Source organism: Thermomonas mangrovi (genome assembly GCF_028201335.1).
Lineage (GTDB): Bacteria > Pseudomonadota > Gammaproteobacteria > Xanthomonadales > Xanthomonadaceae > Thermomonas > Thermomonas mangrovi.
Genome location: NZ_JAPEVV010000001.1, coordinates 86170 through 111883 on the forward strand (window position 1 = coordinate 86170; position 25714 = coordinate 111883).

General features: G+C 70.0%; 23 protein-coding genes and 2 tRNA genes. 13 read left to right on the forward strand and 12 right to left on the reverse strand.

Annotation, left to right across the window (positions count from 1 at the left end):
* Positions 1 to 38: 38 nt before the first annotated feature.
* From ON759_RS00465 to ON759_RS00520, 12 genes are all read right to left on the reverse strand, one after another.
* Positions 39 to 2249 carry a PAS domain-containing sensor histidine kinase gene (locus tag ON759_RS00465; protein ID WP_271678394.1) on the reverse strand — a complete coding sequence of 737 codons (2211 nt, stop codon included), beginning with the start codon at positions 2247 to 2249 and terminating at the stop codon, positions 39 to 41.
* Positions 2250 to 2337: 88 nt separating this feature from the next.
* On the reverse strand, positions 2338 to 3315 hold the full coding sequence (locus ON759_RS00470; RefSeq protein WP_271678395.1) for a DUF481 domain-containing protein: 978 nt from the start codon (positions 3313 to 3315) through the stop codon (positions 2338 to 2340).
* On the reverse strand, positions 3312 to 3701 hold the full coding sequence (locus tag ON759_RS00475) for a response regulator transcription factor (RefSeq protein ID WP_271678396.1): 390 nt from the start codon (positions 3699 to 3701) through the stop codon (positions 3312 to 3314). The genes ON759_RS00470 and ON759_RS00475 overlap by 4 nt, the downstream gene beginning before the upstream one ends.
* A 184-nt stretch (positions 3702 to 3885) precedes the next feature.
* Positions 3886 to 4503, reverse strand: coding sequence for a response regulator transcription factor (locus tag ON759_RS00480; RefSeq protein ID WP_271678397.1), 618 nt, complete (start codon positions 4501 to 4503; stop codon positions 3886 to 3888).
* Between the two features lie 71 nt (positions 4504 to 4574).
* Positions 4575 to 5777 carry a hypothetical protein gene (locus tag ON759_RS00485; protein ID WP_271678398.1) on the reverse strand — a complete coding sequence of 401 codons (1203 nt, stop codon included), beginning with the start codon at positions 5775 to 5777 and terminating at the stop codon, positions 4575 to 4577.
* 16 nt (positions 5778 to 5793) lie between these two features.
* A complete protein-coding gene (locus ON759_RS00490; RefSeq protein WP_271678399.1) occupies positions 5794 to 6390 on the reverse strand; it encodes a lipid-binding SYLF domain-containing protein in 597 nt (198 codons plus the stop codon).
* Complete coding sequence (locus ON759_RS00495; RefSeq protein WP_271678400.1) at positions 6390 to 7088, reverse strand: DUF3313 family protein; 699 nt, start codon at positions 7086 to 7088, stop codon at positions 6390 to 6392. The genes ON759_RS00490 and ON759_RS00495 overlap by 1 nt, the downstream gene beginning before the upstream one ends.
* Before the next feature lie 128 nt (positions 7089 to 7216).
* A complete protein-coding gene (locus ON759_RS00500; protein ID WP_271678401.1) occupies positions 7217 to 9442 on the reverse strand; it encodes a tetratricopeptide repeat protein in 2226 nt (741 codons plus the stop codon).
* A 4-nt stretch (positions 9443 to 9446) separates the two neighbouring features.
* Entirely contained in the window at positions 9447 to 10205 is a 759-nt protein-coding gene (locus ON759_RS00505) for a hypothetical protein (RefSeq protein WP_271678402.1), read from the reverse strand.
* Between the two features lie 65 nt (positions 10206 to 10270).
* On the reverse strand, positions 10271 to 10759 hold the full coding sequence (locus ON759_RS00510; RefSeq protein ID WP_271678403.1) for a hypothetical protein: 489 nt from the start codon (positions 10757 to 10759) through the stop codon (positions 10271 to 10273).
* 10 nt (positions 10760 to 10769) lie between these two features.
* Positions 10770 to 11552 carry a DUF2092 domain-containing protein gene (locus tag ON759_RS00515; protein WP_271678404.1) on the reverse strand — a complete coding sequence of 261 codons (783 nt, stop codon included), beginning with the start codon at positions 11550 to 11552 and terminating at the stop codon, positions 10770 to 10772.
* A 25-nt stretch (positions 11553 to 11577) separates the two neighbouring features.
* Positions 11578 to 13032, reverse strand: coding sequence for an arylsulfatase B (locus ON759_RS00520; protein ID WP_271678405.1), 1455 nt, complete (start codon positions 13030 to 13032; stop codon positions 11578 to 11580).
* Positions 13033 to 13382: 350 nt separating this feature from the next.
* On the opposite strand from ON759_RS00520, the gene ON759_RS00525 reads away from it, so the two are divergent.
* The 13 genes from ON759_RS00525 (at position 13383) to ON759_RS00585 (ending at position 25712) form a co-directional block, all read left to right on the forward strand.
* The gene (locus ON759_RS00525) at positions 13383 to 15905 is read left to right on the forward strand and encodes a TonB-dependent receptor (RefSeq protein WP_271678406.1); all 2523 of its coding nucleotides are present in this window, start codon (positions 13383 to 13385) and stop codon (positions 15903 to 15905) included.
* 122 nt (positions 15906 to 16027) lie between these two features.
* The gene (locus ON759_RS00530; RefSeq protein ID WP_271678407.1) at positions 16028 to 16525 is read left to right on the forward strand and encodes a CinA family protein; all 498 of its coding nucleotides are present in this window, start codon (positions 16028 to 16030) and stop codon (positions 16523 to 16525) included.
* A gap of 43 nt (positions 16526 to 16568) precedes the next feature.
* On the forward strand, positions 16569 to 17456 hold the full coding sequence (locus ON759_RS00535) for a hypothetical protein (protein ID WP_271678408.1): 888 nt from the start codon (positions 16569 to 16571) through the stop codon (positions 17454 to 17456).
* Between the two features lie 48 nt (positions 17457 to 17504).
* Complete coding sequence (lexA, locus tag ON759_RS00540; RefSeq protein WP_271678409.1) at positions 17505 to 18140, forward strand: transcriptional repressor LexA; 636 nt, start codon at positions 17505 to 17507, stop codon at positions 18138 to 18140.
* 173 nt (positions 18141 to 18313) lie between these two features.
* Complete coding sequence (gene recA, locus ON759_RS00545; RefSeq protein ID WP_271678410.1) at positions 18314 to 19351, forward strand: recombinase RecA; 1038 nt, start codon at positions 18314 to 18316, stop codon at positions 19349 to 19351.
* Entirely contained in the window at positions 19351 to 19863 is a 513-nt protein-coding gene (locus ON759_RS00550; RefSeq protein WP_271678998.1) for a regulatory protein RecX, read from the forward strand. Before recA ends, ON759_RS00550 begins: the two co-directional genes overlap by 1 nt.
* 107 nt (positions 19864 to 19970) lie before the next feature.
* The gene (gene alaS / locus ON759_RS00555; protein WP_271678411.1) at positions 19971 to 22628 is read left to right on the forward strand and encodes an alanine--tRNA ligase; all 2658 of its coding nucleotides are present in this window, start codon (positions 19971 to 19973) and stop codon (positions 22626 to 22628) included.
* A gap of 113 nt (positions 22629 to 22741) precedes the next feature.
* Complete coding sequence (gene csrA / locus ON759_RS00560) at positions 22742 to 22936, forward strand: carbon storage regulator CsrA (protein ID WP_271678412.1); 195 nt, start codon at positions 22742 to 22744, stop codon at positions 22934 to 22936.
* A 56-nt stretch (positions 22937 to 22992) separates the two neighbouring features.
* A tRNA-Ser gene (locus tag ON759_RS00565) sits at positions 22993 to 23085 on the forward strand.
* Between the two features lie 73 nt (positions 23086 to 23158).
* A tRNA-Arg gene (locus ON759_RS00570) sits at positions 23159 to 23235 on the forward strand.
* 399 nt (positions 23236 to 23634) lie between these two features.
* Positions 23635 to 24105, forward strand: a complete 471-nt coding sequence (gene msrB, locus ON759_RS00575) for a peptide-methionine (R)-S-oxide reductase MsrB (protein WP_271678413.1) — start codon at positions 23635 to 23637, stop codon at positions 24103 to 24105.
* A gap of 22 nt (positions 24106 to 24127) precedes the next feature.
* On the forward strand, positions 24128 to 24631 hold the full coding sequence (gene msrA / locus ON759_RS00580) for a peptide-methionine (S)-S-oxide reductase MsrA (RefSeq protein WP_271678414.1): 504 nt from the start codon (positions 24128 to 24130) through the stop codon (positions 24629 to 24631).
* Between the two features lie 34 nt (positions 24632 to 24665).
* Positions 24666 to 25712, forward strand: a complete 1047-nt coding sequence (locus tag ON759_RS00585; protein WP_271678415.1) for a LacI family DNA-binding transcriptional regulator — start codon at positions 24666 to 24668, stop codon at positions 25710 to 25712.
* Positions 25713 to 25714 lie beyond the last annotated feature (2 nt).

Consider the following 25714-nt stretch of genomic DNA (forward strand, 5'->3'; position numbering starts at 1 on the left):
GGTGGCGGGCAATTGGGCCTAGGTCGCAGCCCGTCGCTTCAGCGATGCGCCGGCAGGGACAGGCTGAGGGTGGCGCCGCCGTCCGGGTTGTTGCTGGCCCAGAGCTTGCCGCCGTGCGATTGCACGATGGTGGTGCAGACCGCGAGGCCCAGGCCCATGCCCTCGGCCTTGCTGGTCACGAACGGGCTGAAGATCCGCTCCAGGTCCTCTTCCGGGATGCCGGTGCCGATGTCGCTGACCGCGACTTCCACCTGGCCCGGCGCGAGCAGGCGGGTACGCACGGTGAGCCGGCGTCCCTTGCGCATGCCTTCCATCGCGTCGCTGCCGTTCATCACCAGGTTGAGCAGTACCTGCTGCAGCTGCACCCGGTCGCCGTCGACCAGCGGCAGGCCGGGGGTGAGGTCGAGCACCAGTTCGATGCTGCGGTTCAGCAGGTCGCTGCGGATGATGCGCAGCACGTCCTGCACCACCTCGTTGACCTCGAGCGGGCGATGGTCGGCCGGGTCCTTGCGCAGCATCGCGCGCAGGCGGCGGATCACCTCGCCGGCGCGCTTGTCGTTCTCGACGATGTTGATCAGGCTGCGCGTGACCTCCTCGAGATCGGGCGGGGTGTGCGCCATGAAGCGCAGGCCAGCCTGCGCATTGCTGAGGATCGCGGTCAGCGGCTGGTTGAGCTCGTGCGCGAGCGAGCCCGACAGTTCCGCGAGCAGCGCCACCCGCGAGAGATGGGCGAGTTCGTCGCGTTGCAGCGATGCATCCCGTTCCATCCGCTGGCGCTCGCTGATGTCGGTGACCGACACCAGCACGAACGATTCGCCGGCGATCCAGACGGGGCTGGCAGCGACTTCGACCGGCAATTCGCGGCCATCGGCGCGGCGCGCCATGCGTGGCTGGTCCGGTGCGGTCGCCAGGTCGCCGGTGCGCAGCCAATCCGCCAGCGGATCGCCGTCCGGCGCATCGCCGCCCGCCGGCGGCGGCAACAGGCGGCCGAGCTCGGCGTGCACCAGGCGGCCGCGGTCCTGCCCGAACACGGATTGCGCCTTGAGGTTGGCCAGCACCACGTGGCCCTCGCGGTTGGCCATCAGCATCGCCACCGGCGCTGCCTCGACGACCTGCTGGAAGCGCAGGTCGGCGGCCTTGCGCTCGGTGATGTCGACCAGCACACCGCTGAAGCGCGGGCGCCCGCCCGACGGCGAGGTCTCGACATGCCCGCGGATGCCGAGCCAGCGCATCGCTTGCCGGTTGGCGTCGATGCGGAACTCGGCCTTGAATTCGCCCTGGTGGCGCAGTGCATCGGCCAGCGCCGCCAGCATCGGGGTGCGGTCCTCCGGATGCACGCGGCGCAGCAGGCCGCGCAGGCGGAACGCATCCGGGTGGCGCAGGCCGAGCATGCGCAGGGTGACATCCGACATCCAGCGTTCACCATGGTCGGCATCCCAGCCCCACAGGCCGATGTCGGCGGCGCGCACCGCCAGCGAGGTGCGCAACTGGCTCAGGCGCAGGCTGTCGTCGGAAGCCTTCAGGCGTTGCGCCAGCTGCGCCGCGCGCAGGATGTCGCCGCCCAGGTCCATGCTCATCACGAACAAGACCGGCACGAAGCCCGGATTGATCGAGATCGGCACGTGCTTGCCGAACCAGACGGTGGCGATCGCCTCCACCGCGGCGACCAGCATGAAGAACTGGAGGCTCCCGCAGACCGCCACCACCCGCGCGCGTTCGCGGACGTCGCCACGCCGCCAGACCTCGACGATCACCTGGCCGAGGTAGACCACCATCAGCAGCAGGCTGGCCTGCACCGCGGTCATCCACGGGTTGGCGATGCCCTCCGGCGTGGAGATCACCTCGCCGCCCCACATGCGGATCCGCGCGAGTCCGGTCGTGTGGCTGAAGTGCAGGTTGTCGCCGGTGGTGAAGTTGGCGACCAGGCCGATGAGGTAGAAGGCCGAGATCGCCACGCCCAGGCGCACGCTGCCGGCCCTGAACGACATCCGCACGAACCAGACCAGGCCCACCGTCAGCACGCACATGGCGGCGTGGCCCCAGCGCAGGATCCGCGCGAAGTCGGCAGGCACCAGGGTGCGCATCGCCACCACTTCCATGATCGCGATGGTGCCGACGCAGAGGCAGATCACCGAGAACAGCAGGTGCACCAGGTTGGCGCGGCCGCGGACCCCGATGTCGAAGTGGATCAGCGCGAGGGTGAAGCAGACCCCCGCCATCAATGGCCATGCCAGGTCGATCCAGCTCATGCGTGCCCCGTTGCGACGGCGTGGCGTCGCGCGGCGCGAGGATAGCCGATGCCGGCCCTGCGGCGGGCCGCGGCGCAGGGCACCCGGCTCACTTCGCCTCGGTCTGCCCGAAGCGCCAGCCGATTTCCCAGCGCCATTCCGAGCGGATCCCCGATTCGATGTCGAAGTCGCTCCAGTCGTAGTTCCAGAGCACCCCGAGGTAGAGCCGTTCGCCGAGCGGCTGGCGCAGGCGCAGTTCGAGGTTGGCGTAGCGTCCGTCGCCGAGCGAATCGAGCATCTGCAATTCGCTGGTGAACGTCGTGCGCCCCCAGACCGGGCCCTTGGCGCGCAAGTAGAAGCCCAGCGCCGGGCCGTCGAAGCGTTCGTCGCCGCGGGTGATCGCGAGGTAACCCGCCGCCGGCCCGACGCGCAGGTAGCGGTCGTCGCGTTCCCACAGCCGCCAGCCGTAGGCGGCGCTCAACGAGACCGTGCGGTCGTAGCCCTCAGTAGTCAGGTCGGTGGTCGCGAGGAAGCGCCCGGCGGTGAAGTTGCGCGCGCCGAGGAACTTGTCGTAACTGACGCTGGCCACCCAGTCGTCGTCCTTGAGCACGTCGTCCGAGCGCTTGTAGTCGTAGGCGAGCTTGGCATGCAGTTCGCCGACGTCGGTCCGGCGCACCAGCGTGAGCGCGGCATCGAGGTCGTTCTCGCGAGTCTTGAGGCTGCCCCGGTCCACCGCGAGCTTGGCGCCCAGGTCGCCCTGCCAGATCGGTTTGGCGGGATCGGCGGGTGCAGCCGCGCCATCCGCGGCGGTAGGTGCGGGGGATGCGCTGGCGATGGCGGGCGGCGTGGGTTCCACGCGGGCCTGGCCGGCCGCGACTTCGACCTGGCCCAGCAGGTCCGAGCGGAACACGATGCGGTGCGCGTCCGCGGACACCAAGGTGCCGGTGAGGCGGTCGCCGTTGGCCAGCACCAGGGTGTCGGCCTGCGCCGCCCCGGCGACCAGCAGGGCGACGGAGAGCGCCGCCGGGCGCAAACGGCGATGCAAGGTGGCCGGCACCGGCCCGGCGAGCGGGCGGCGGGGGGTCATCGGCGGGCGTCGGTGCTGGTGACCCAGCTGATCGCGTCCAGCAAGGCCTGCGCGTCGACCGGCTTGCGCAGGAACATGCGCGCCCCCAGTTCGCGCGCCCATGCGCGGGTCTCGTCGTCGTCGCGGGCGGAGACCGTGATCACCGGCAGGCTGATGTGGGCATCGTTGAGGCAGGCCTGGACCTGCATGCCGGTCATCCGCGGCATGGTGATGTCGAGCAGGATGCAGGCGCGCGCCTGGTCGACCACTTCCTCCAGGAAACGCTCGGCGCAGTCGTAGGTGAGCGGGTGCAGGCCGGCCGAGCGGATCAGCCGGGAGAACCCGGTCCGCACCGCTTCGTCGTCGTCGACGATGTACACCACCACCGGTCCTGCAGACACGGCCATACACGCTTCCCCGGCTGGTTCGTTCCGCGCCGCGGGGCTCCCCCGAACCCGTTGCACGCGAAGGACGGGCGGGCCACGACACCACGGGCCTGCCTCCGTTGTGATGGACATTAGGGGCGGCGGCGGGGCGCCGAAATGGGACCTTGATCCCATGCGCCCGGCCACCGCCGGCGCGCGCGGGCCATCAGGCGGGGCGCAGGCCCAGGCGGTCGCAGAGGCGGACCAGTTCCGCGACCGAGCGCACCTGCATCTTCGCCATCACCCGGCCGCGGTGGACCTTCACGGTCTTCAGCGCGATGCCCATGTCGTAGGCGATCTGCTTGTTCAGGCGGCCGCGGATCACGTGCGCCATGACCTCCCGCTCGCGCGCAGACAACTGGGCGTAGCGCTCGGCGGCTGCGTCCTGCTGGCCGCGCTGCGCGCGGGCCTCGCGGCTGCGCTCCACTGCGGTGCCGATGGCGTCGAGCAGGACCTCGGCGTCCACCGGCTTCTCCAGGAAGTCGAGCGCACCACGCTTGAGGGCGCGCACGCTGGTGCCGACGTCGCCCTTGCCGGTCAGGAACACCACCGGGATGTCGATCCCGCGTTCGCCGAGGGTCTCGTGGAGTTCGGGGCCGGTCATCTCCGGCATGCTCACGTCGAGCAGCAGGCAGCTGACGCGCTCGGGGTCGTAGGCCTCGAGGAAGGCGGGCGCGGAGGCGAAGTCCAGCACGTCCCAGCCGGCCGAACGCAGCAGCCGGCACAGCCCGGTGCGCACGTCGTCGTCGTCGTCGACCACGTACACGCTGGCGTCGCTTCCCATCGCGGCTCCCATGCATCGGCTCCCTGCGCAGGGCAGGGATCATATCGCCGATGCCGGCGCGGGCGAGGGGGTCAGAGCAGGATCGACACCAGTTTGTTCATCAACTCGTCGACCGAAAACATGGTCAGGACCAGCGGGGTGACCGGCAGCAGCAGGGCGATGGCCAGCGCGGTCAGCGCGCTGCGGTCGAACACCACCAGGCGCATCTGCTTGAGGTTGGCGTAGGCGTTGCCGAGGTCGGCCAGCGACTGGATGTCGGCGGTGCCGAGCAGGGGCTCGTCGGTGGCCGGCGCGCCGGCGCCCAGCCAGCGCCGGTTGAACTCGGCGGCGTAGCGCATCGACAGGTTGCCGTAGCTGCCCAGGCCGCGTTGGCGGGCGTCGGCGAGGGCCGGGCTGAACATCAGCAGCGGCGCGACGATCGCGGCCACGGTGACCGCCACCACCGCCGCCAGCTCCAGCTTGAAGTCGAGCAGGCGGGCATCGGAGAAGAAGATCTGGTCGGCGATCCAGCCGGCGGCGAGGATGCCCTGCGCCACCAGCAACGGCGCGAACGCGCGCGACAGCTGCGAGAGGAACCCGAGGCCGCCCGCATGGTCGGGGTGCAGGGGCTGCAACTGCAGGTCCAGGCGCGACAGCCGCCACATCAGCGCCCACCAGACCAGCAGCCGGTAGTACCAGCGCAGCAGGAAGAACTGGAACATCGGCACGCTGACAAGATTCAGCCAGTGCCCGGCCATGCTGGCTTCCATCTCGCCGCCGCGGCGGACGCCGTACCAGGCGCTGAGGTCGGTGTCGATCGCCGGTTCCCACAGGCCGCCCGCGCCCAGCGTGTACACGAACACCAGGATCAGCATCTCAGGCCACCACGCGTCCAGCCAGCGCCGGGTGGAGGCGAGGATCGCCTGGAAACGCGGGATGTCCGCACCCACCACGATGCGGCGGTCGATGAACTTCGCGAACGCGGGGCGCATGCGCATCTGCACCAGGCGCTCCGCCGCGAGCAGCATCGGCAGCGCCAGCAGGAACCGGGTGTAGGCATCGATGTCGCGCAGCAGCGGCACCTCGCACCCGTCCCACAGGCGACCTTCCACGCCCGAGATCACCGCCAGCGGCACCCAGGCCAGGGCCACCACCCAGAGCCCGCGGCGGCCCCAGCCTTCCAGCTCCCGGTCGGCCAGCCCGAGTCGTTGCAGCAGGCGGAACAGCGGGCCGGCGTCCACCAACGAGAAGGCGTTGGCGGCGTCGGGCGGGGTGGCGTCGTGCTGGGGCGTCATGGCGTGGCCCGGCCGCTTACTTGGCGTCGGCCTGGTTGAGTTCCTTGTCCGGGAAGTACTTGCTGCCCTTCACGGTCAGGTCGGCCGACAGGCCGGACGAGGTCACCTGGTACAGCCAGACGTCGGGCGAGATCGAGACCGCGCCGGCCAGCGCCGTGCCTTCGTCGCCGTGCTTCAGCGCGACGGTGCTCTGCCCGCTGTACTGCCAGCCGTCATGGATGAACGCGTCCAGCGCCTTGCGGGTCTTGAACACGAAGATCAGGTCGTACTTCTTGATGCCCATGCCGACGCCGGCCTGGACTTCGACGAAGCGCATGTAGGTCGCCTTGCCGGTGCCGGCTTCCACCGCCAGGCCGCGCCCGGTGCCGCCGCCGGCGACCCCGATCTTGATGCCCTTGTTGGAGAAGGTGGCGTAGCCCGCGGCGGATTCGACCGCCTTGCGGGCGCCCGGATCCATCTTGTAGAGGTTGGCGAGGGCGCGGTCGGACTGTTCGCGGATCTCGGTGCGTTCTTCCTGCACGTCGCCCGCGAATGCCTGTCCCGCGGGCAGGGCGAGCACGGCGCCCACCAGCAGGGCGGCGAGTGCGCGGTTGAGCTGGGTCGGGGCGGCCATCAGCGCTTCCCCCCCTGCACGCCGCGCGCGGTATCCAGCTGGGTGCGCAGGATCTTGGCCCAGGCGGCCGCGGCGGCTCGCGCTTCCTGCTTGTTGTCGATGTTGGTGATGCGCTTCGGACGGAAGCTCTCGTCGGCTTCGGCGTGGTCGTAGACGCGCATGACGATGTCGTTGCTGGCGGAATCCCGCAGCTCCGCGATCATGGTCATCTCGCCGGCCGAGATCGCGTACACGTCGACGCGGCCGGCGGTCGGCAGGTCGGGCGCGGTGACGTACAGGTCGACGATCGACAGGTTGACGTCGAGCACGTCATTGCCGGCGGCGGTGACCACCTCGTAGCCGCCCTGCTTGAGCTGCTTGGTCATCTCCTCGCGGATCAGCGTGGCCAGCTGGTCCTTGATCCGCTGCTGCTGGTCGGCGCGCACGCGCATCGTGCCGGGCACTTGTCGCTCCCAGTTCTTGCGGAAGGCCACCGAGATCGGCCCGAGGCGGACCTTCTTGTAGGCGGCGAGGGTGGCGCCGGGACGCGCATAGACGGCGTCGAGTCCCTTGACCGTGCGCTTCTCCAGGCCTTCCTCGGTCCAGGCGGCATTGGCCTGGCCCTTGGTCTTCGGCGCGGCGGACGTCTGGGACGCGGCGGTGAACGTGGTGCAGGCGAGCGCGGCTGCGATCAGCGCGACGGGCAGTTTCCTGGTCATGCTCGGGGCTCCTGGATCTCGGAAGGTTGCGGGAACGCCGGGCGCGGTGCACCGGCAGCGTCCGCGATGGTCGGATGCCGCATCGCGCGGAGCTATGGGACCTTGGGCCGATCCGCCGCCGCGCGCGGTCACTCGCGACGGTAGGCCTCGAACGCGTTGGCGATGTCGGTATCGCCGGGGAAGCGGGCGCGTGCGCGCTGCAGTGCCTGCAGCGCCTCGGCACGGCGTCCGCCATCATGCAGCGCCACTGCGAGGATGTAGACGTAGCGCGGGTTCGCAGGATCGCCGCGGGCCGCGCGGGCAAGCAGGTCCAGCGCCTCCGGCAGACGCTTCTGGCGGACCCGCAGCAGGCCTTGCGCGTGCAGCAGCGCCGGGTCGCCCGGCACCTTGGCAAGGCCTTCGGACAGGGTGGCGTCGGCGAGGTTGTCCTGGCCGGTCTGGCGATAGAGCTCGGCAAGGTTGGCATAGGCCGGCGCGAAATCCGGCTGCAACGCGAGCGCGCCGCGGTAGTCCGCGGTCGCGCGCGCGATGTCGCCGCGTTCGGCGTGGAACAGCCCGAGGTTGTAGCGCGACTCGGGACGGTCGATGTTGGCTTCCTGGGCGCGCACGTACGCGTCGAAGACCTGCTGCAGGCGCGCCTGGGTGGCGGCGTCCTGCGTGGCGAGGTCGACCGGCGCCAGCACCGCCCCGACCTTGACCCGCACCGGGTAGGCCGGGTCTTCGGCCAGCGGCAACGCGAGGCGCAGGCGTTCGCCGACCGGCGCTGCCTGCAGCGCATCCACCGCGGCGGCGCGGACCAGCGGATCACGATCGCCCAGGCCGCGCTCGATCGAGGCCAGCAGGCCCGGGCGCAGCACGTTGCGCATCTCGCGCAGGGCGGTGGCGCGGGCGATCGCCGGCACGCCCGGGTCCGCGACCAGTTCGGCGAGGCGCGCCGGGGCGTCGGCGGCGCCGGTGCGCGCGGCATGCAGCGCGGGCGCGAAGGTCTGGAAGCCCTTGCGGTTCGGCCCGAACGCCCGTTCGATCACGGCTGCGGCCCAGGCCTGGTCGCGCTCGCGGTGGCAGCTGGTGCAGGCGTCTGGCGTACCGAGCGCGGCGCCCAAGTCCGGCCGCGGGATGCGGAAGGAGTGGTCGTGGCGCTGGTCGATGACCATGTAGGCGCGGGTCGGCATGTGGCAGGACGCGCATGCCGCGCCCGCGGTCCCGGCCGGGTGCAGGGTGTGCCGCGGCTGGTCGTACTTGGCGGGGGCGTGGCACTGGCTGCAGACCTGGTTGCCGGCCAGGCGCAACTTGCCCGAATGGGGGTCGTGGCAGTCGGTGCAGGTCACTCCGGCGGCATGCATCCTGCTCTGCAGGAACGAGCCGACGTTGTAGACCTCCTCCCGTTGCTGGCCATCGTCGAAATAGCGGCCGGCCTCGAGCAGCGAGAGTTCATGCGTGTCGAACAGGTCGCGCTGGTGGTCCATCCCCGCGACCAGCGGCGCGCGGCGCGCATGGCATTGCGCGCAGGCCGCCAGCGTGCGGTGTCCCGCCAGGGACGGGCTGCGTCGCGCATTGCCGGTTTCCGGCACCGGGATCCATGCCGCGCCCTTGCGCTCGTCCAGTGCCACCACCAGGCCATGGTGCGGATCGGTGGCGGTAGGCGGCGTCGGGTTGCGCGCCCATGCGACGTGGTTCGAGCCCGGCCCGTGACAGGCCTCGCAGGCCACGTTCATTTCGGCGAAGGTGGTCTGGTAGCGATCGGTGGCCGCGTCGTAGTTCCGTTGCAGGTCGGTGCTGTGGCAATCCGCGCACATCCAGTTCCAGTTCTGGTTGAGGCGGGTCCAGTGCAGGGGGTCGCCGGGCTTGATGTCCTCGTCCGGGTACAGGTGGAACCAGCGGCCGCCGCCCTCGCTGGCGGGCCGGCTGTCCCAGGCGAACGGCAGCGCCTGCAGGCGGCCATCGGGGAAGGCCACCAGGTACTGCTGCAGCGGGAAGACGCCGAAGGTGTGGCTGACCTTGAAGTCGGCGACCTTGCCGTCGGCGCCGGCGGTGCGCACCACGAAGTCGCCGCCGCGACGCAGGAAGCGGGCGGACGTGCCGCGCTGCTCGAAGCGCGCATCGCCGAAGTCGCCGAGCACGGTGGTGGCGGTGGCGTGCTGCATCGATTGGGCGTGTTGCGAACCGCGCCAGGCGCCGGTCTCGGCGGCATGGCAGCCGGCGCAGGTCTCGGCGCCGACGAAGCGGGGCGCGGGCGGCGCCGCAAGCGACGACGCCCCCGGGGAACCGGGGGCGCCATGGTGCCAGGCCAGCAGGCCCAGCAGTCCGAGGACGGCGGCCAGCCCCAGCAGCGCGAGGGTCGGCCACTGCCTCATCGGATCAGAACTTCATCTCGTAACCCACGACGGGCCCGTATTGTGTCACCTTCACGCCGGTGCCGGGCGTGTCCAGCTTGACGTTCATCAGCCGGTAGCCGAGCACCCACGCGCCTTTCTCCGTGCGGTTCCAGCGCAGCATCGCGCTGAAGTTCTCGGTGCCGCCGGTCTCGCCGAGCGAGGCGTCGGCGCGCAGGGTCACTTCGGTGCGGGCGGAGGTCTTGGCGGTGTAGCGCGCGCCGACCATGAAGTCGCTGAACGCCTTGTCGAGGATCAGGCGCGCGTCCGGCACCGACGGGCTGTCGGTCTCCAGCTTGGCGTCGATCTTCGGCTTGATGTAGCGCAGCCCGGCGAAGGCCTCGAAGCCGGAGAAGCGGTCGTCGCCCGGGCTCCACACGCCGGCCAGCTCGAACACCGTGAGGTCGAGCGACGCCTCGGTGCCCAGGCCGTTGCCGTACGAGGTTTCGTCCGACAGCGCGAGGTAGCTCACGTCGGCCATCACGCCGAAGTGGTCGTTCTGGGTCTCGGCGTGGCCGGTCAACACGATGTCGACCTTGCTGATGATGTCGCCGAAGCGGCTGGTGCTGGGCACCGGCGGCTGGTCGAACTTGAGGTCGGTCTTGATGCTCGGCGCCCACAGGTACATGGGGGCGACCCGCCAGCTCCAGTCGCTGTCGGCGGTTTCGTCGGCCTGGGCCGCCACCGGCAGGCCGGCGAGCAGCAGCGCGGCGAGGGTGCCGGCCAGGAAGTTGGCTTTCGCCATGGCATTGCTCCTTGCAGGAAAGGGGCCCCGCCGGCGCCCGTCGCCGGGCGCGGCAGGGCGGGCACTCAGGGATTCACCACCACGTACACGACGTCGTTGCCGTACCAGCTGCGCTGGTAGTACACCGAGCCGCAGTAGTAGTAGCTGATCCCGTTCTTGATGACGGTGGTGCAGCCGCTCGGCGGCAGCGAGTAGTAGTACGAACCCACCACCGCGGCGTGGGTCACCGCGACCGCGCCGATGACCACGCCGGCGGCGACCGGGTAGCGCGGACCCCAGCCGTAGCGATGGTCCACGTCCACGTCGATGTCGACGTCGCGGTCGATGTTGACGTTGTTGTTGCGGTTGATGTTGGTGTTGCGGTTCACGTTGTTGTTGCGGTTCGCCGAGCGGTTGGCGCCGGCGACCGAACTCTGGGCCATGCGCCCGTTCGCGGCGGGGCGTGCGCCGCCGGGGCCGGAGGCGGCGCTGGCATCCATGCCGGCGAGCGCGAGGCCACCGGCGATCACGAGGGCCGCCAGGCCGGTGGTGCGGAAGCTTGCCTTGGTCGTCATGCGGGGCTCCTTACTTCGAGGTGTCGCCGGCCATCAGCGAGACTTCGCTCGCGTTGGCGGGTGCGGTGAACTTGAAGGTCGCGTCGGAGACCTTCGGCTTGAGGTTCCAGTGCATCGTCACCTGGTACTGCGGGTCGCCGACCTCGAAGCGGGTGGTGATGACGATCTTGCGCGGCAGCGCCTGCTCGCCCCTCTGCACCCACAGCTGCCAGTCCACGTTCGACTGGCGGAAGGCCAGGTGGTCACAGGCCACGCCGTCGATGACCGATTCGCCGACCACCGCGCCGCCGCTGACGTTCTGGGTCAGGTTGCCGACCGCGCCCTGGTAGAGGACGTCGATCATCGGCATCTCCACGCCGGCATCGAGCAGGCTGCCGATCAGCTCGGCGAGGTTGCTGACGGTGGCGACGCGGACGTAGGCGGCGTCGTCCGGCGAGTACATCGAGAGCTTCTCGCCGTCGTACACGATGGTGCGGGTGCGCAGGTCGCCCTGCAGCTCAGCGCGCAGCTTGTTGGGGCGCTGCACGGTGAGTTCGGAGTGCTCGTTGTGCTGCAGCTTGTAGCCCTCGGCGAGGACTTCGTCGCGGCTGGAGTCGGCGGAGATCGAGAACGCCTGCAGGCTGCGCAGGTAGTTCGTCATGCGGTCGAGCACGGCCTGCGCGCGCGGGGTGACCGCGGGCGCGGCGGCCGGGCCGCGCGGGGCTTCCTGCGCGGCCGCCAGGGTGGAGAAGCCGAGGAGCAGGGCGGAGGACATCGCCAGCGCAAGCGGGCGGAAGCGGGTATGCGTGGTCATGGTGGGTCCTGTGCGGGTTCGGGGGTCAGGGGATTGCGTCGATGTCGTGTTCGTCGGCGCCTTCCTGCCCCGGCAGGTTGGTCGCGCCGAACAGGATCGGCATCATTGCGCCGAAGGCATTGGCGATGAACTTCGACGGCGCGGCGGTCTTGGCCTCGGCTTCGACCAGCTGCTGCAGCTCGGCGACCTTGGCCGGGTTGGCGGCGGCGAGGTTGTTCTGCTCGTAGGGATCCTTCGCGAGTTCGAACAGTTCCACGCTGCTCGGCAGGGTGGTGCGCCACACCAGCTTCCAGCCGTCCTTGAGGACCGCGGCCTGCTGCGGTTCCACCGAGTAGATCGTGGTGGTGCGCGGCGAGGGCACGCCCTTGGTCAGCATCGGACCCATGTCGATGCCGTCGATCGGCTTGGGCTGCTCCAGCGAACCGCCGGCGAGCTTGATGAGGGTCGGGTAGACGTCGACCACGTGCATCTGGCCGTTGTTCACCGTGCCGGGCTTGATGTGGCCCTTCCAGTTGGCCAGCGCGATCACCCGGGTGCCGCCCTCGTACAGGGTGCCCTTGCCGTCGCGGTACGGGCCATTGCTGGCCGGCAGCACGAGCTTGGAGACGTCGGCCTCGCCCGCGAACTTGGAGGAACGCACGCCGCCGTTGTCGCTCTGGTAGACGATCAACGTGTCCTCGAGCATGCCGCGCTTCTTGAGCTCGGCGACCACGCGCCCGACCTGGTCGTCCAGCGCGGTGATCATGCCGGCGTAGGCGCGGCGGGTCGGCTCGGTGATCCGCGGGTTGCGCGCCTGGTAATGCTCCGGCGCCTGGAAGGGCGAATGCGGGGCGGTGAAGGCGAGGTACAGGAACATCGGCTTCTTGCCGTCGTATTCGCGGATCAGGCGGACGGCGTCATCGCCGAGCAGGTCGGTGGCGTAGCCGTCCTCGCGCACGAGTTCGTTGTCGCGGTACCAGTCGGTCTTGCCGTGAGCGGAATGGGTGAAATAGTCGATCTCGCCCAGCACCGCGCCGAAGTGGTAGTCGAAGCCGCGCTGGCGGGGCCAGTACTTCTGGTCCGCATGGCCGATGTGCCACTTGCCCACCATCGCGGTGTAGTAGCCGGCATCCTTCAGCGCCTGCGGCAGCGTGCGCTCGTCGGTGTCGAGCCCGTAGGTGCCGTTCGAGGGGATGACCGCCGACTGCATGCCGGTGCGATACGGATAGCGGCCGGTCATCAGCGCGGATCGCGTCTGGGTGCACAGCGGCTGGGCATGGAACTGCTCCAGGCGCATGCCGCCGCTGGCGAGCGCGTCGATGTTCGGGGTCTTGATGTCGGAGCCGTGGTAGCCCACGTCCGCCCAGCCCTGGTCGTCGGCGATGATGTAGACGATGTTCGGTTGCTTCGCCGGGGTCTTGGCCGCGGCCTCGCCGGCCAGGCCGACGCCTACCAGCAAGCCGATGCCGGCGAGCAACGAAAAAATACGACGGAGTTTCATGGTGGTTCCCTCGACGTTCCCGGCAATGGATCGCGCAGGGACTGCTCCCCGGCGGATGCAAGGCTAGGAGCGCGCAGGGGAACGGCGAAATGGGACCTTGATCCCATCCGGGCGTGGTCGCGGGTGGCCACGTCGGGGCGACAGGAAGGTGCCCAAGGAGAAGCTTGGTCGCCGTTTTCAGGGGAGTTCGCGCCCTGATCTGGTTGTGTTAGCGTTCCGTTACGGGATGTGTTCCATCCCGCTGCGCGTCCATTCCCCCACGTGGCCGCGCCGAACCCGACTCCCGCCGCACCCGTGGCGGTGGTCGCTTGCGGCGTCCAAACAAACCAGCATTCCTACCGGGGGATCTCATGTTCGATACGCAACCCAAGCGCCGTCGCCTCGCCTTGGCCGTGGTGGCCGCGCTGGCGACCTCGCCTGCCCTGCCTGCCATGGCGCAGGACGCCGCCCAGGCGCCCGCCCAGCAAGAAGCCAAGACGCTCGACAAGCTGGTGGTCACCGCGCAGAAGCGCGAGGAAGCCCTGCAGGACGTGCCGGTCGTGGTGACCGCGCTGTCCGAGGAAATCCTCAAGGACACCGGCGTCCGCGACGTGAAGGACCTGCAGGTACTAGTGCCCGGCCTGACCGTGACCAGCACCCAGAGCGAGGCGCTGACCACCGCCCGCATCCGCGGCATCGGCACGGTGGGCGACAACGCCGGCCTGGAATCCTCGGTGGGCGTGGTCATCGATGGCGTGTACCGCCCGCGCAACGGCGTGGGCTTCGGCGACCTCGGCGAGCTCGAGCGCATCGAGGTGCTGAAGGGGCCGCAGGGCACCCTGTTCGGCAAGAACACCTCGGCCGGCGTGATCAACGTGGTCACCAAGCGCCCCGGCTTCGAGCCTTCGGCCGAGGTCGAGCTGACCGGCGGCAACTACGCCGCGATGGGCATCGCCGGCAGCCTGAACCTGCCGATCGGCGACAACTCGGCGTTCCGCATCTACGCCGCCCAGCGCGCCCGCGACGGCTACATCGACGTGCATATCGGCGCCGGCCCCCGCACCGAGACCGACGACTTCAACCAGGATTTCGGCACGGTGCGCGCGCAGTTCCGCTGGGATCCCAGCGACACCCTGACCCTGAACCTGGCCGCGGACGTCACCAACCGCACCGAGGATTGCTGCACCGGCGTGACCATCATCCGCGGGTCGACTGCCTCGATCCTCGACGCGCTCACCCCGATGCCGGGCGACAGGGGCGTGGCGCCGATCGCGGACCCGTACGCGCGCGAGGCCTGGAGCAACCGCAGCACCGGCCAGCACATCAAGGACAAGGGCCTCTCGCTGCAGGCCGACTGGACCACGCCGTGGTTCGGCGGGGCGACGCTGACCTCGGTCACCGCCAAGCGCAAGTGGAGCTCGGCCAACGGCCTCGACTTCGACTTCAGCACCGCCGACCTGCTGTACCGCAACCCCACCGAAGACGACAACTACAGCGCCTTCGACACTTTCAGCCAGGAGTTCCGCCTGACCGGGTCCACCGATACCGTGGACTGGCTGGTGGGCGCCTTCTACTCCAACGAAGACCTGGACCGCAACGAGGCCTACCGCGTCGGCGCCGCCTACGAGCCCTACCTGTCGGTCGCGATCCTCGGCCGCATCAACCCGGCGCTGGCCGCCAGCCCGACCGCGCCGCTGTTCCTGTCGCAGGCCTCCGGCCGGCCGTTCGGCACCGTGTTCCTGGGCCATGCCGCCGCCGATACCTACGAGCAGAACGCCAAGAGCTTCGCCCTGTTCACCAACAACACCTGGCATGCCAGCGATGCCCTCGACCTGACCCTGGGCCTGCGCTACACCAGCGAGGACAAGTCGCTGTCGTCCCGTTACACCAACCCCAACGGCGGGCTGGGTTGCGCGTCGATGCTGGCCAACCCGGCCCAGGTGGTCGCCGCGCTGGTCGCGCGCGGGCTGACCGTGGCCCAGGCCTCGGCGGCGGCCCCGCAGGTGGTCGGCTTCTCCTGCCTGCCGTGGACCAACGTGCGCCACAATGGGCGCCATACCGAGCAGGACATGTCCGAAGGCGAGTGGTCCGGCACCCTGAAGGCGGCCTACCGTTGGAACGACCACGTGATGACGTATGCCTCGGCGGCGCGCGGCTACAAGGGCGGCGGCTTCAACCTCGACCGCGTGCAGTCCAACACCGGCCTGTCCAGTGGCGTGAGCGGCATCGTGCCGGTCGACGACACGTCCTTCCCCGCGGAATTCGTCGACAGCTACGAGCTGGGCGCCAAGACCACCTGGCTCGGCGGCAACCTGCTGCTCAACGCCACGTTGTTCCACCAGACGTACAGCGACTTCCAGCTCAACAGCTTCCTCGGCACCAGTTTCGTGGTGCGCTCGATCCCGACCGTGACCTCGCGCGGCTTCGACGCCGAGGTGCTGTACCAGAACGGCGGGTTGTTCGTGCAAGGCGGCCTGACCTACGCCAAGACCAAGTATGGCGACGACCTGCTGCCGGACGCGGACCTGGTGCTGCTGCCGGGGAGCACCGCGAGCTTCGCGCCGAAGTGGTCGGCGACCGGTTCGGTGGGCTACGAGTTCGACCTCGGCAAGAACCTGGTCGCGCGCATGCACGTCGGCGCCAAGTACATGAGCGAGTACAACACCGGCTCCGACTTGGATCCGCAGAAGCTGCAGTCCGGCTACACCACGGTCAACGCGCGGGCCAGCCTCGGCGGCCGCGACGGACACTGGGCGGTCGAGTTGTGGGCGCAGAACCTGACCGACGCCGAGTACATGCAGGTGGCGTTCGATGCGCCGCTGCAGACCGGGTCCTGGAATGCGTTCCTCGGCCAGCCGCGGACCTACGGCGTGACCCTGCGCTGGCGTTACTGAGCCAGGCGGCGTCCACCCCGACGGGATGCCGTGGTCGACCACGAAACCGGCCCCTCGCGGGCCGGTTTTGTTTTGCCCGGGCATCGGGTACAACGCGCTGGTCCCCCTTTGCGGCGCCCGCCATGCCTGCCCCCGACGACGACGCACTCGACCGCCTCGCGCATGCCCTCGGCGAACGCCTGCTGGCCACCCGGCACATGCTGGTGACCGCGGAGAGCTGCACCGGCGGCTGGATCGCCAAATGCATGACCGACGTCGCCGGGTCGTCGGCCTGGTTCGACTGCGGCATGGCCGCCTACAGCTACGAAGCCAAGCAGGCCCTGCTGGGCGTGCGACCGCAGACCCTGGAGGCCTATGGCGCGGTGAGCCGGGAGACGGTGGTGGAGATGGTGAGCGGCGCGCTGGTGCACTCCGGCGCCAGCGTCGCGGTGGCGGTGACCGGGATCGCCGGTCCCGGTGGCGGCAGCGCGGACAAGCCGGTGGGCACCGTGTGGATCGGCTGGAAGCGGCGCGGCGGCTACGCCAGGGCGGAACTGTTCCATTTCGATGGCGACCGCGACGCGGTGCGCCGGCAGACCGTGGCCGCCGCCCTGCGCGGCGTCGACGGCCTCCTGGGCTGACCCGGTGGGCATGCGCATGCGCCGCTCGGGTCCTGCTGCCGGCTTGCTCCTGGCCATCGCCGCCGCCGGTGCCATCGCCGGCGACCTGCTGTCCGCGGAGGAGCGCTGGCGCTTCCTGCAGGGCGGCGAACCACCGGATCGCTATGTCCGCTTCCTCCTCGACCATCCCGGCAGCATCCACGTGGCCGAGGCCCGCGCCTGGCTGGAAGCCCGCGACAACGAACCGCTCGGGCGCCTGGTGGCCCCCGATGCCACCTGCCGGGCGATCGTGCAGGAGCGCGCGCAACGCCTCCTCGCGAACGCGCCGCCACCGGAATTGCGCGAGCAATATGCGCTGGCGCTGCCGCCGGATCATTTCCTCGCCGCCTCGCGCTACATCGAGGTCCCGCGCGGCGCGGATCCGGCCAGCACGCCGGTGGAACGACGGATCACGATCAACCTGGTCGCGACCCGCGATGGCGGTTGCACCGTGTTCGAGCGGTGGGGGATCGGCAGCGGGCTGGGCGATGCCTGCCGTTGCGAACCCGTGGAAGCCGGATACCGGTTCCGCTCCCGGCTGGCCGACGGCGTCTTGACCGATGTCGCCCGGATGCGCGCCGGGAGCGCGGCGTGCGGCGCGGGGCTGGACGCGGCGATCGGGACCTTCCTCGGCGAGGTCGTGGCGGCCAAGCGTGGTCGCGCCGATCGCTTGCGCGCGCACCGCGATGCCGGCAAGGCCCTGTATCCCAGCGAACAATCGGAGCTGGCCGACATCGAATACGCCCTTCCGTTCCTGCAGGCCGGGCTTTCCACGCCGCACAAGGAAGAGGAGGAGCGGGCACGCCTCGCGACGCTGACCCCGGAGCAGCGGTCGGGCTACTGCACGGGCCTGCCCGGACGCATCGAGCAGGCACGCCAGCGCGTGGCCATGGCGGAGCCGCCATTGCCCTGAGCTTGGGGCCTTGACCGCGCGGGATTGTTAGTAGTATTACTACTAACCATGGACCTGACCGATACCCAGCGCGCCATCCACGGCTTCCTCGCCGAACGCATCGAAGCCGATGGCTTCGCCCCCTCGCAGGCCGAGATCGCCCGCGCCTTCGGCTTCAAGGGCGTCCGCGCCGCGCAGTACCACCTCGAAGCGCTGGAAGCCGCCGGTGTGCTCGAGCGCAGCCCCGGGCGGGCGCGCAGCCTGCGCTTGCTGCAGTGGCCGGATGGCCCGCGCCAGCTCGACTTGCCCGCCGATGACGACGTGTTGCGCCTGCCGGTGCTGGGCCAGGTCGCCGCCGGTGCGCCGATCGGGGCCGACATCGGCTCGGAGCAGGTGGTGCTGATGGATCGCACCTTCTTTTCCCCCGCGCCGGACTACCTGCTCAAGGTCAAGGGCGATTCGATGCGCGACGAGGGCATCTTCGATGGCGACCTGATCGGCGTTCACCGCACCAGCGAAGCGCGCAACGGCCAGGTGGTGATCGCCCGCATCGACGACGAGATCACCGTGAAGCTGCTGAAGATGGGGCAGGGCCGGATCCGCCTGCTGCCGCGCAACCCGGACTACGCGCCGATCGAGGTGCAGCCCGGCCAGGACTTCGCGATCGAGGGCTTGTATTGCGGACTGGTGCGCCCCAATGCGTGAACCCGGCGCCCGCCGCGCGCCCGTTTCCCAGCCGCGCCTGCGGGTTTCCCCGATGCCGTCGGCGCCGGCCCGGGCGCATCGTCTGTCCACGGCCCGTCGCGTCGCAGCTTTTGCGATGCCGCCCGCCTAACCTGAGCACATCCACGGAATCCACCACTTTGAGGACCAGCACGATGGACGAGAACAAGAAGCGCGCGCTTGCGGCGGCCCTGGGCCAGATCGAACGCCAGTTCGGCAAGGGCTCGGTGATGCGCATGGGCGACCGCACGGTCGAAGCGGTGGAGACCATCGGCACCGGGTCGCTGATGCTGGACATCGCCCTGGGCATCGGCGGCCTGCCCAAGGGTCGCGTGGTCGAGGTCTACGGTCCGGAATCCTCCGGCAAGACCACCCTGACCCTGCAGGCCATCGCCCAGTGCCAGAAGGCCGGCGGCACCTGCGCCTTCATCGACGCCGAGCATGCGCTGGACCCGATCTACGCGCAGAAGCTCGGCGTCAACCTCGACGAGCTCTACCTGTCGCAGCCGGATACCGGCGAACAGGCGCTGGAGATCGCCGACATGCTGGTGCGCTCCAACGCGGTCGACATGGTCGTGGTGGACTCGGTGGCCGCGCTCACGCCGAAGGCCGAGATCGAGGGCGAGATGGGCGACCAGTTGCCCGGCCTGCAGGCCCGCCTGATGAGCCAGGCGTTGCGCAAGCTGACCGGCAACATCAAGCGCAGCAACTGCCTGGTGATCTTCATCAACCAGTTGCGCATGAAGATCGGCGTGATGATGCCGGGCCAGAGCCCGGAAGTGACCACCGGCGGCAACGCGCTGAAGTTCTATGCCTCGGTCCGCCTGGACATTCGCCGCATCGGCAGCATCAAGAAGGGCGACGAGATCATCGGCAACCAGACCCGCATCAAGGTGGTCAAGAACAAGCTGGCGCCGCCGTTCAAGCAGGTCGTCACCGAAATCCTGTACGGCGAGGGCATCAGCCGCGAAGGCGAGCTGATCGACATGGGCGTGGACGCCAAGCTGGTCGAGAAGGCCGGCGCCTGGTACAGCTACGACGGCGAGCGCATCGGCCAGGGCAAGGAGAACGCCCGCCAGTACCTCAAGGAAAACCCCGCCGCCGCGCTGAAGCTGGAGGCCGCCCTGCGCGAGAAGTTCGTGCCGGAGGAGATGCCGCGCGGCGAGGCTGACGGCGCGGACGACGACGCATGATGCGGCCGGGCGGCGATGGCGACGATGCGTCCTCGTCAGCGCGGAAGCGCCGTCGCCGCCCGGAACCATCGCCCACCCAGCGGGCGCTTTCCCTGCTGACCCGTCGCGAGCATTCGAAGCGCGAGCTGGCCCGCAAGCTGCTGGTGCGCGGCGTCCCGGCCGACGAGGCCAGCGAGGCCATCGCGCGCCTGGCCGATGCGGGCTGGCAGGATGATCGGCGCTTCGCCGAGTCGCTGGTGCGCTCGCGTGCCGAAGCGGGCTACGGTCCTGCGTTCATCCGCGCGGAACTGGGCACGCATGGCTTGGGCGCGGATGCGGTGGCCGCCGCGCTTGCCGCTTACGAGGGCGACTGGATGGCCAATGCCCGTGGCTTGGTCAGGCGTCGGTGCGGGCCGACCGGACCGATGGACCCCGCAGCGCGGCGCAAGGCCGGGGAGTTGCTGGTCCGGCGCGGATTCCGGATGGAACAGGTCCGCGCGGCGCTCGGGGACGACGGGGTGTGGTCGGACTGAGCCCGGCGGCCTGTAAACTATGCGGATCGGCTTGCCAACCCGGGTCCGCGCCCGCATCGTGACGGGATCGCGTCGCACCACGGCGCCCGCCCCACACAGATGCCTGCATGAACGCGCCCTCCAAGATCAGTACGTCCGACGTCCGCCGCGATTTCCTCGAATTCTTCGCCTCCAAGGGCCACACCATCGTGCCGTCCGCGCCGCTGGTGCCGGGCAACGACCCGACCCTGCTGTTCACCAACTCCGGCATGGTGCAGTTCAAGGACGTGTTCCTGGGCGCAGAAAAGCGCAGCTACGTGCGCGCGGCCGACGTCCAGCGCTGCCTGCGCGCCGGCGGCAAGCACAACGACCTCGATTCGGTGGGCTACACCGCGCGCCACCACACCTTCTTCGAGATGCTCGGCAACTGGTCCTTCGGCGACTACTTCAAGAAGGACGCGATCGCCTGGGCCTGGGAGCTGCTGACCGAGGTCTGGAAGCTGCCGAAGGAGCGCCTGCTCGCGACGGTCTACCACACCGATGACGAGGCCTATGACATCTGGCGCAACGACATCGGCCTGCCGCCCGAGCGCATCGTTCGCATCGGTGACAACAAGGGCGCGCCGTTCGCCTCCGACAACTTCTGGCAGATGGCCGATACCGGCCCCTGCGGTCCCTGCACCGAGATCTTCTACGACCATGGCGCGCACATCGCCGGTGGCCCGCCGGGCTCGCCGGACGAGGACGGCGACCGCTGGATCGAGATCTGGAACAACGTCTTCATGCAGTTCGACCGCGCCGCGGACGGCACGCTGACGCCATTGCCCGCGCCTTGCGTCGACACCGGCATGGGCCTGGAGCGCATCACCGCGATCCTGCAGGGCGTGCATTCCAACTACGAGATCGACCTGTTCCAGGCGCTGATCAAGCGCGCGGCCGAGCTGACCGGCACGGCAGACCTCGAGAACAAGTCGCTGCGGGTGATCGCCGACCACATCCGCGCCTGCGCCTTCCTGATCGTCGATGGCGTGCTGCCGTCGAACGAGGGCCGCGGCTACGTGCTGCGCCGGATCATCCGCCGCGCGCTGCGGCATGGCTGGATGCTGGGCGTGCGCACGCCGTTCTTCCATCGGCTGGTCGACACCCTGGATGCGCTGATGGGCGATGCCTATCTGGTGCTGCGCGCGGGTCGCGCCACCGCCGAGCGCGCGCTGCTGGCCGAGGAGGAGCGCTTCGCCGAAACCCTCGATGCCGGCATGCGCATCTTCAATGACGTCGCGGCCAAGGTGTCCGATGGCGTCATCCCCGGTGGCGATGCCTTCCGCCTCTACGACACCTACGGCTTCCCGCTGGACCTGACCCAGGACATGGCGCGCGAACGCGGGATGACGGTGGACGTCGCCGGCTTCGACGCCGCGATGGCGCAGCAGAAGGAGACCGCGCGCGCCGCCGGCAAGTTCGGTGGCGGCGTGCAGCTGCCGGCCGACCTCGTCGCCACGCTCGCGCCGACCCGGTTCCTTGGTTACGACAGCCTCGGTGCCGACGACCTGGTGGTGGTCGCCCTGCTGAAGGACGGCAAGCCGGTAAATGCGATCGAGGCCGGCGACGAGGCCCTCGTGATCCTCGACGCCACCCCGTTCTACGCCGAATCCGGTGGCCAGGTCGGTGACCAGGGCGTATTGGCGGACGCGGGTGCGCGCTTGGCCGTGGTCGACACGCTGAAGCTGGCCGGCCAGTTCCACGGGCACGTGGGCACGCTCGAATCCGGGCGCCTCGCCAAGGGCGACCGGGTGTCGGGCGCCGTCGATGCCGGCCGCCGCGCGGCCACCGTGCTCAACCATTCCGCCACGCACCTGCTGCATGCGGCGTTGCGCGGCGTCCTCGGCACCCACGTCCAGCAGAAGGGCTCGCTGGTCGCGCCCGACCGCCTGCGCTTCGACTTCTCGCACTTCCAGCCGGTGACCGATGCCGAACTGGCCGAGATCGAGCGCCGGGTGAATGCCGAAGTCCGCGCGAACCATGCGGGCGAGGTGCGCCAGATGGGCATGCAGGAGGCGCTGGACTTCGGCGCGCTGGCACTGTTCGGCGAGAAGTACGGCGAAGAAGTGCGCGTGCTGCGCTTCGGCCCGACGTCCACCGAGCTGTGCGGCGGCACCCATGTCGGCCGCACCGGCGACATCGGCCTGTTCAAGATCGTGTCCGAGGGCGGCGTGTCCGCCGGCGTGCGCCGGATCGAGGCGGTGACCGGGCAGGGCGCGCTGGACCATGTGGCCGCGGAGGAGCAGCGCCTGCAGGGCGTCGCCAGTCTGCTGGGCAGCACCCCGGCGGAGGCCGCCGACAAGCTGCGCACGCTGCTGGAGCGGCAGAAGAAGCTGGAGCGCGAGCTTGAGCAGCTGAAGGCGAAGGCGGCCTCGGGCGCGACCAGCGACCTGGCGGGCCAGGCCCGCGACATCGCGGGCATCAAGGTCCTCGCGGCGCGCCTGGAGGGCTTCGACGCCAAGGCGCTGCGCGATGCGATGGATCGGCTGAAGCAGCAGCTCGGCGACGCGGTCGTGGTCCTTGCGGGCACCGAGGGCGGCAAGGCCGCGCTGGTGGCCGGGGTCAGCGGCGCGGCGCTGGGCCGTGTCAAGGCCGGGGAACTCCTCGGGCAGGTCGCTGGTCGCATCAATGGCAAGGGCGGCGGTCGTCCGGACATGGCCCAGGGCGGCGGCGAGGATGGCCCGGCACTGGCGGCGGCGCTGGACGATGTCGCACAGTGGGTACGGGAGCGTATGCAGGCCACGTGAGCGCGCGGCTTGTCCAAGCTGAACGAAGCCCCGTATGATCGGGGCGATGGGATGCAGGCGACGGCGGGAGGTGCTCGCGTCGGGATCGCCGCAAGCGACAGGGGAGTTGCAGCATGTTGATCCTGACCCGGCGAGTGGGCGAAACCCTGATGATCGGGGATGCGATCACCGTGACCGTGCTAGGCGTGAAAGGGAACCAGGTCCGCATCGGCATCACCGCGCCGAAGGACGTGGCGGTGCACCGCGAGGAGATCTACCAGCGCATCCAGGGCGATGATGGCGGCAAGGGCGCCGACGACGGCACCTGATGTTTGCCGGATCGCGATGCAGCCTGTATCCTTCGCCGCTCGCGATTTCGCCTCACGGAGACTTGCCCGAGAGGCCGAAGGGGCTCCCCTGCTAAGGGAGTATGGGGTCAAAAGCTCCATCGAGGGTTCGAATCCCTCAGTCTCCGCCAGCTTGGCGAAATCACGAAATCCGCGCGACGCAAGTTGACGCGGGATGCGGTCGAAACGCATAATTCCGCTTCTGCGCCCGTAGCTCAGTTGGATAGAGCACCAGGCTACGAACTTGGGGGTCGGAGGTTCGAATCCTTCCGGGCGCGCCACCATCGAAACGCCGGCCACGTGCCGGCGTTTTCGTTTTTGCGCCCGTCGGATTGCCCGCCCGCCGCACGTATGGCGTCGGGCGTTCGCCTCCCCCGCGAAGCTGCGCTTCGCAGGCGGAGGAAGCTCACCCTTCCGGGCGCGCCACCATCGAAACCCCGGCCTCGTGCCGGCGTTTTCGTGTTGCGCCCGTCGGATTGCCCGCCCGCCGCACGTATGGCGTCGGGCGTTCGCCTCCCCGCGAAGCTGCGCTTCGCAGGCGGAGGAGGCTCACCCTTCCGGGCGCCACCATCGAAACGCCGGCCTCGTGCCGGCGTTTTCGTTTTGCGCGGCTCGTACGGCGCTTGAATCGATGCCCGGCGGACGCCATGTCAACGGGACGCCTTCGATGGAGCCCGCCGATGGAGATGCGTACTTCCCCGACCACCGAGCCCACCTGGCGCGACGTGCTGCACTGGGCGCGCGAGGGTAATCCGCCGCCGCCGCGGCGCGACGCGCGCGACGAGGACGCCTGGCGCGCCGCGCTCGAACCCGAGGCGTTCCGGGTGCTGCGCGGCAAGGGCACCGAGGCGCCGCACAGCTCGCCGATGTGCAGCCTGTTCGAACCCGGCCGCTACGCCTGCGCGGGCTGCGGGACGCTGTTGTTCGACGCGGCCAGCAAATACGACAGCCATTCGGGATGGCCCAGCTTCACCGCGCCGGTGGCAGCCGGACTGGTCGGTTACCACGCCGACCACAGCCATGGCATGACGCGCATCGAGGCCACCTGCCAGGTCTGCGACGGGCATCTCGGGCATGTGTTCCCGGATGGGCCGGCGCCGACCGGCCTGCGCTACTGCATCAACGCGCTTGCCCTGCGCAAGCTCGCCTGACCACGACCCGACCGGAGGCACCATGACCACCGAAACCGCGATCCTCGCCGGCGGCTGCTTCTGGGGCATGCAGGAATTGCTGCGCCGGCGCCCGGGCGTCCTGTCCACGCGCGTCGGCTACAGCGGCGGCGACGTCGCCAACGCCACCTACCGCCACCATGGCACGCATGCCGAGGCGGTGGAGGTCGTGTTCGACCCGGCCCGCATGTCCTACCGCGAGCTGCTGGAATTCTTCTTCCAGATCCACGACCCCACCACGCCGGACCGGCAAGGCAACGACCGCGGCGCGTCGTATCGCTCGGCGATCTACTACTCCAGCGAGGCCCAGCGCCAGGTTGCGCTGGACACCATCGCCGACGTCGAGGCCTCGGGACTGTGGCCCGGCAGGGTGGTGACGCAGGTGGAACCCGCCGGCGACTTCTGGGAAGCCGAACCCGAGCACCAGGACTACCTGCAGCGCCATCCGACCGGCTACACCTGCCACTGGCCGCGGCCCGACTGGGTGCTCCCGCGCCGCGGCGGTTGAGCGCCCGCGCGTCCGGCGTTGCTACACTCCGGCGATGCAGGAACCGCGTCGCAACCGCAAGAAGACCCGCGCCACCTCGATGGACATCGCCCATCGCGCCGGCGTGTCCCAGGCCACGGTGTCGCGCGTGCTGCGCGGCAGCCCGCTGGTCAACGCGGAGACCCGCAAGCGGGTCGAGGACGCGGTCCGCGAGCTCAACTACAAGGTCGACCGCCACGCCTCCAGCCTGCGCACGCAACGCGCGGGCACGCTGGCCCTGCTGCTGTTCGAGGATCCGACCCCGGACGAGTCGCACATCAACCCGTTCTTCCTGGCGATGCTGGGTTCGATCACGCGCGCCTGCGCGCGCCAGGGCCACGACCTGCTGGTCTCGTTCCAGCAGCTGTCGGACGACTGGCATGCCGACTACGAGGACAGCATGAAGGCCGATGGCCTGATCCTCCTCGGCTACGGCGACTACCTGGCCTACGAGAGCAAGCTGGCCCGCCTGGTGGAGCAGGGCACGCATTTCGTGCGCTGGGGGCCGGTGCTGCCCGGCCAGCCCGGCGTGTCGATCGGCTGCGACAACGCCGAGGGCGGCGCGCTCGCCGGCCGCCACCTGCTGGCGCGCGGGCGCAAGAAGATCGCCTTCCTCGGCGACGCATCGACCCACTTCCCGGAATTCTTCGCGCGCTACTGCGGTTGCGATGCCGCGCTGCGCGAGGCCGGGCTGCGCATGAACCCGGCGTTGCAGGTGGATGCGGCCAGCACCGAGCAGGCCGGCTACGAAGCCGCCCGCACCCTGCTTGCGCGCGGCCTCCCGTTCGATGCGGTGTTCGCGGCCAGCGACCTGATCGCGATCGGCGCGCTGCACGCGCTGCGCGAGGCCGGCCTGCGCGTGCCGGAGGATGTCGCCGTGGTCGGCTTCGACGGCACGCCGATGGGCCGCTTCGCGAATCCACCGCTGACCACCGTGGTGCAGGACACCGCGCGCGCCGGCGAACTGCTGGTGGAGACCCTGCTGCGCATGGTCCGCGACCAGCCGGCGGAGAGCGTCACCCTCGCGCCGACCCTCGAGGTCCGCGCCTCCAGCGGCGGCTGAGC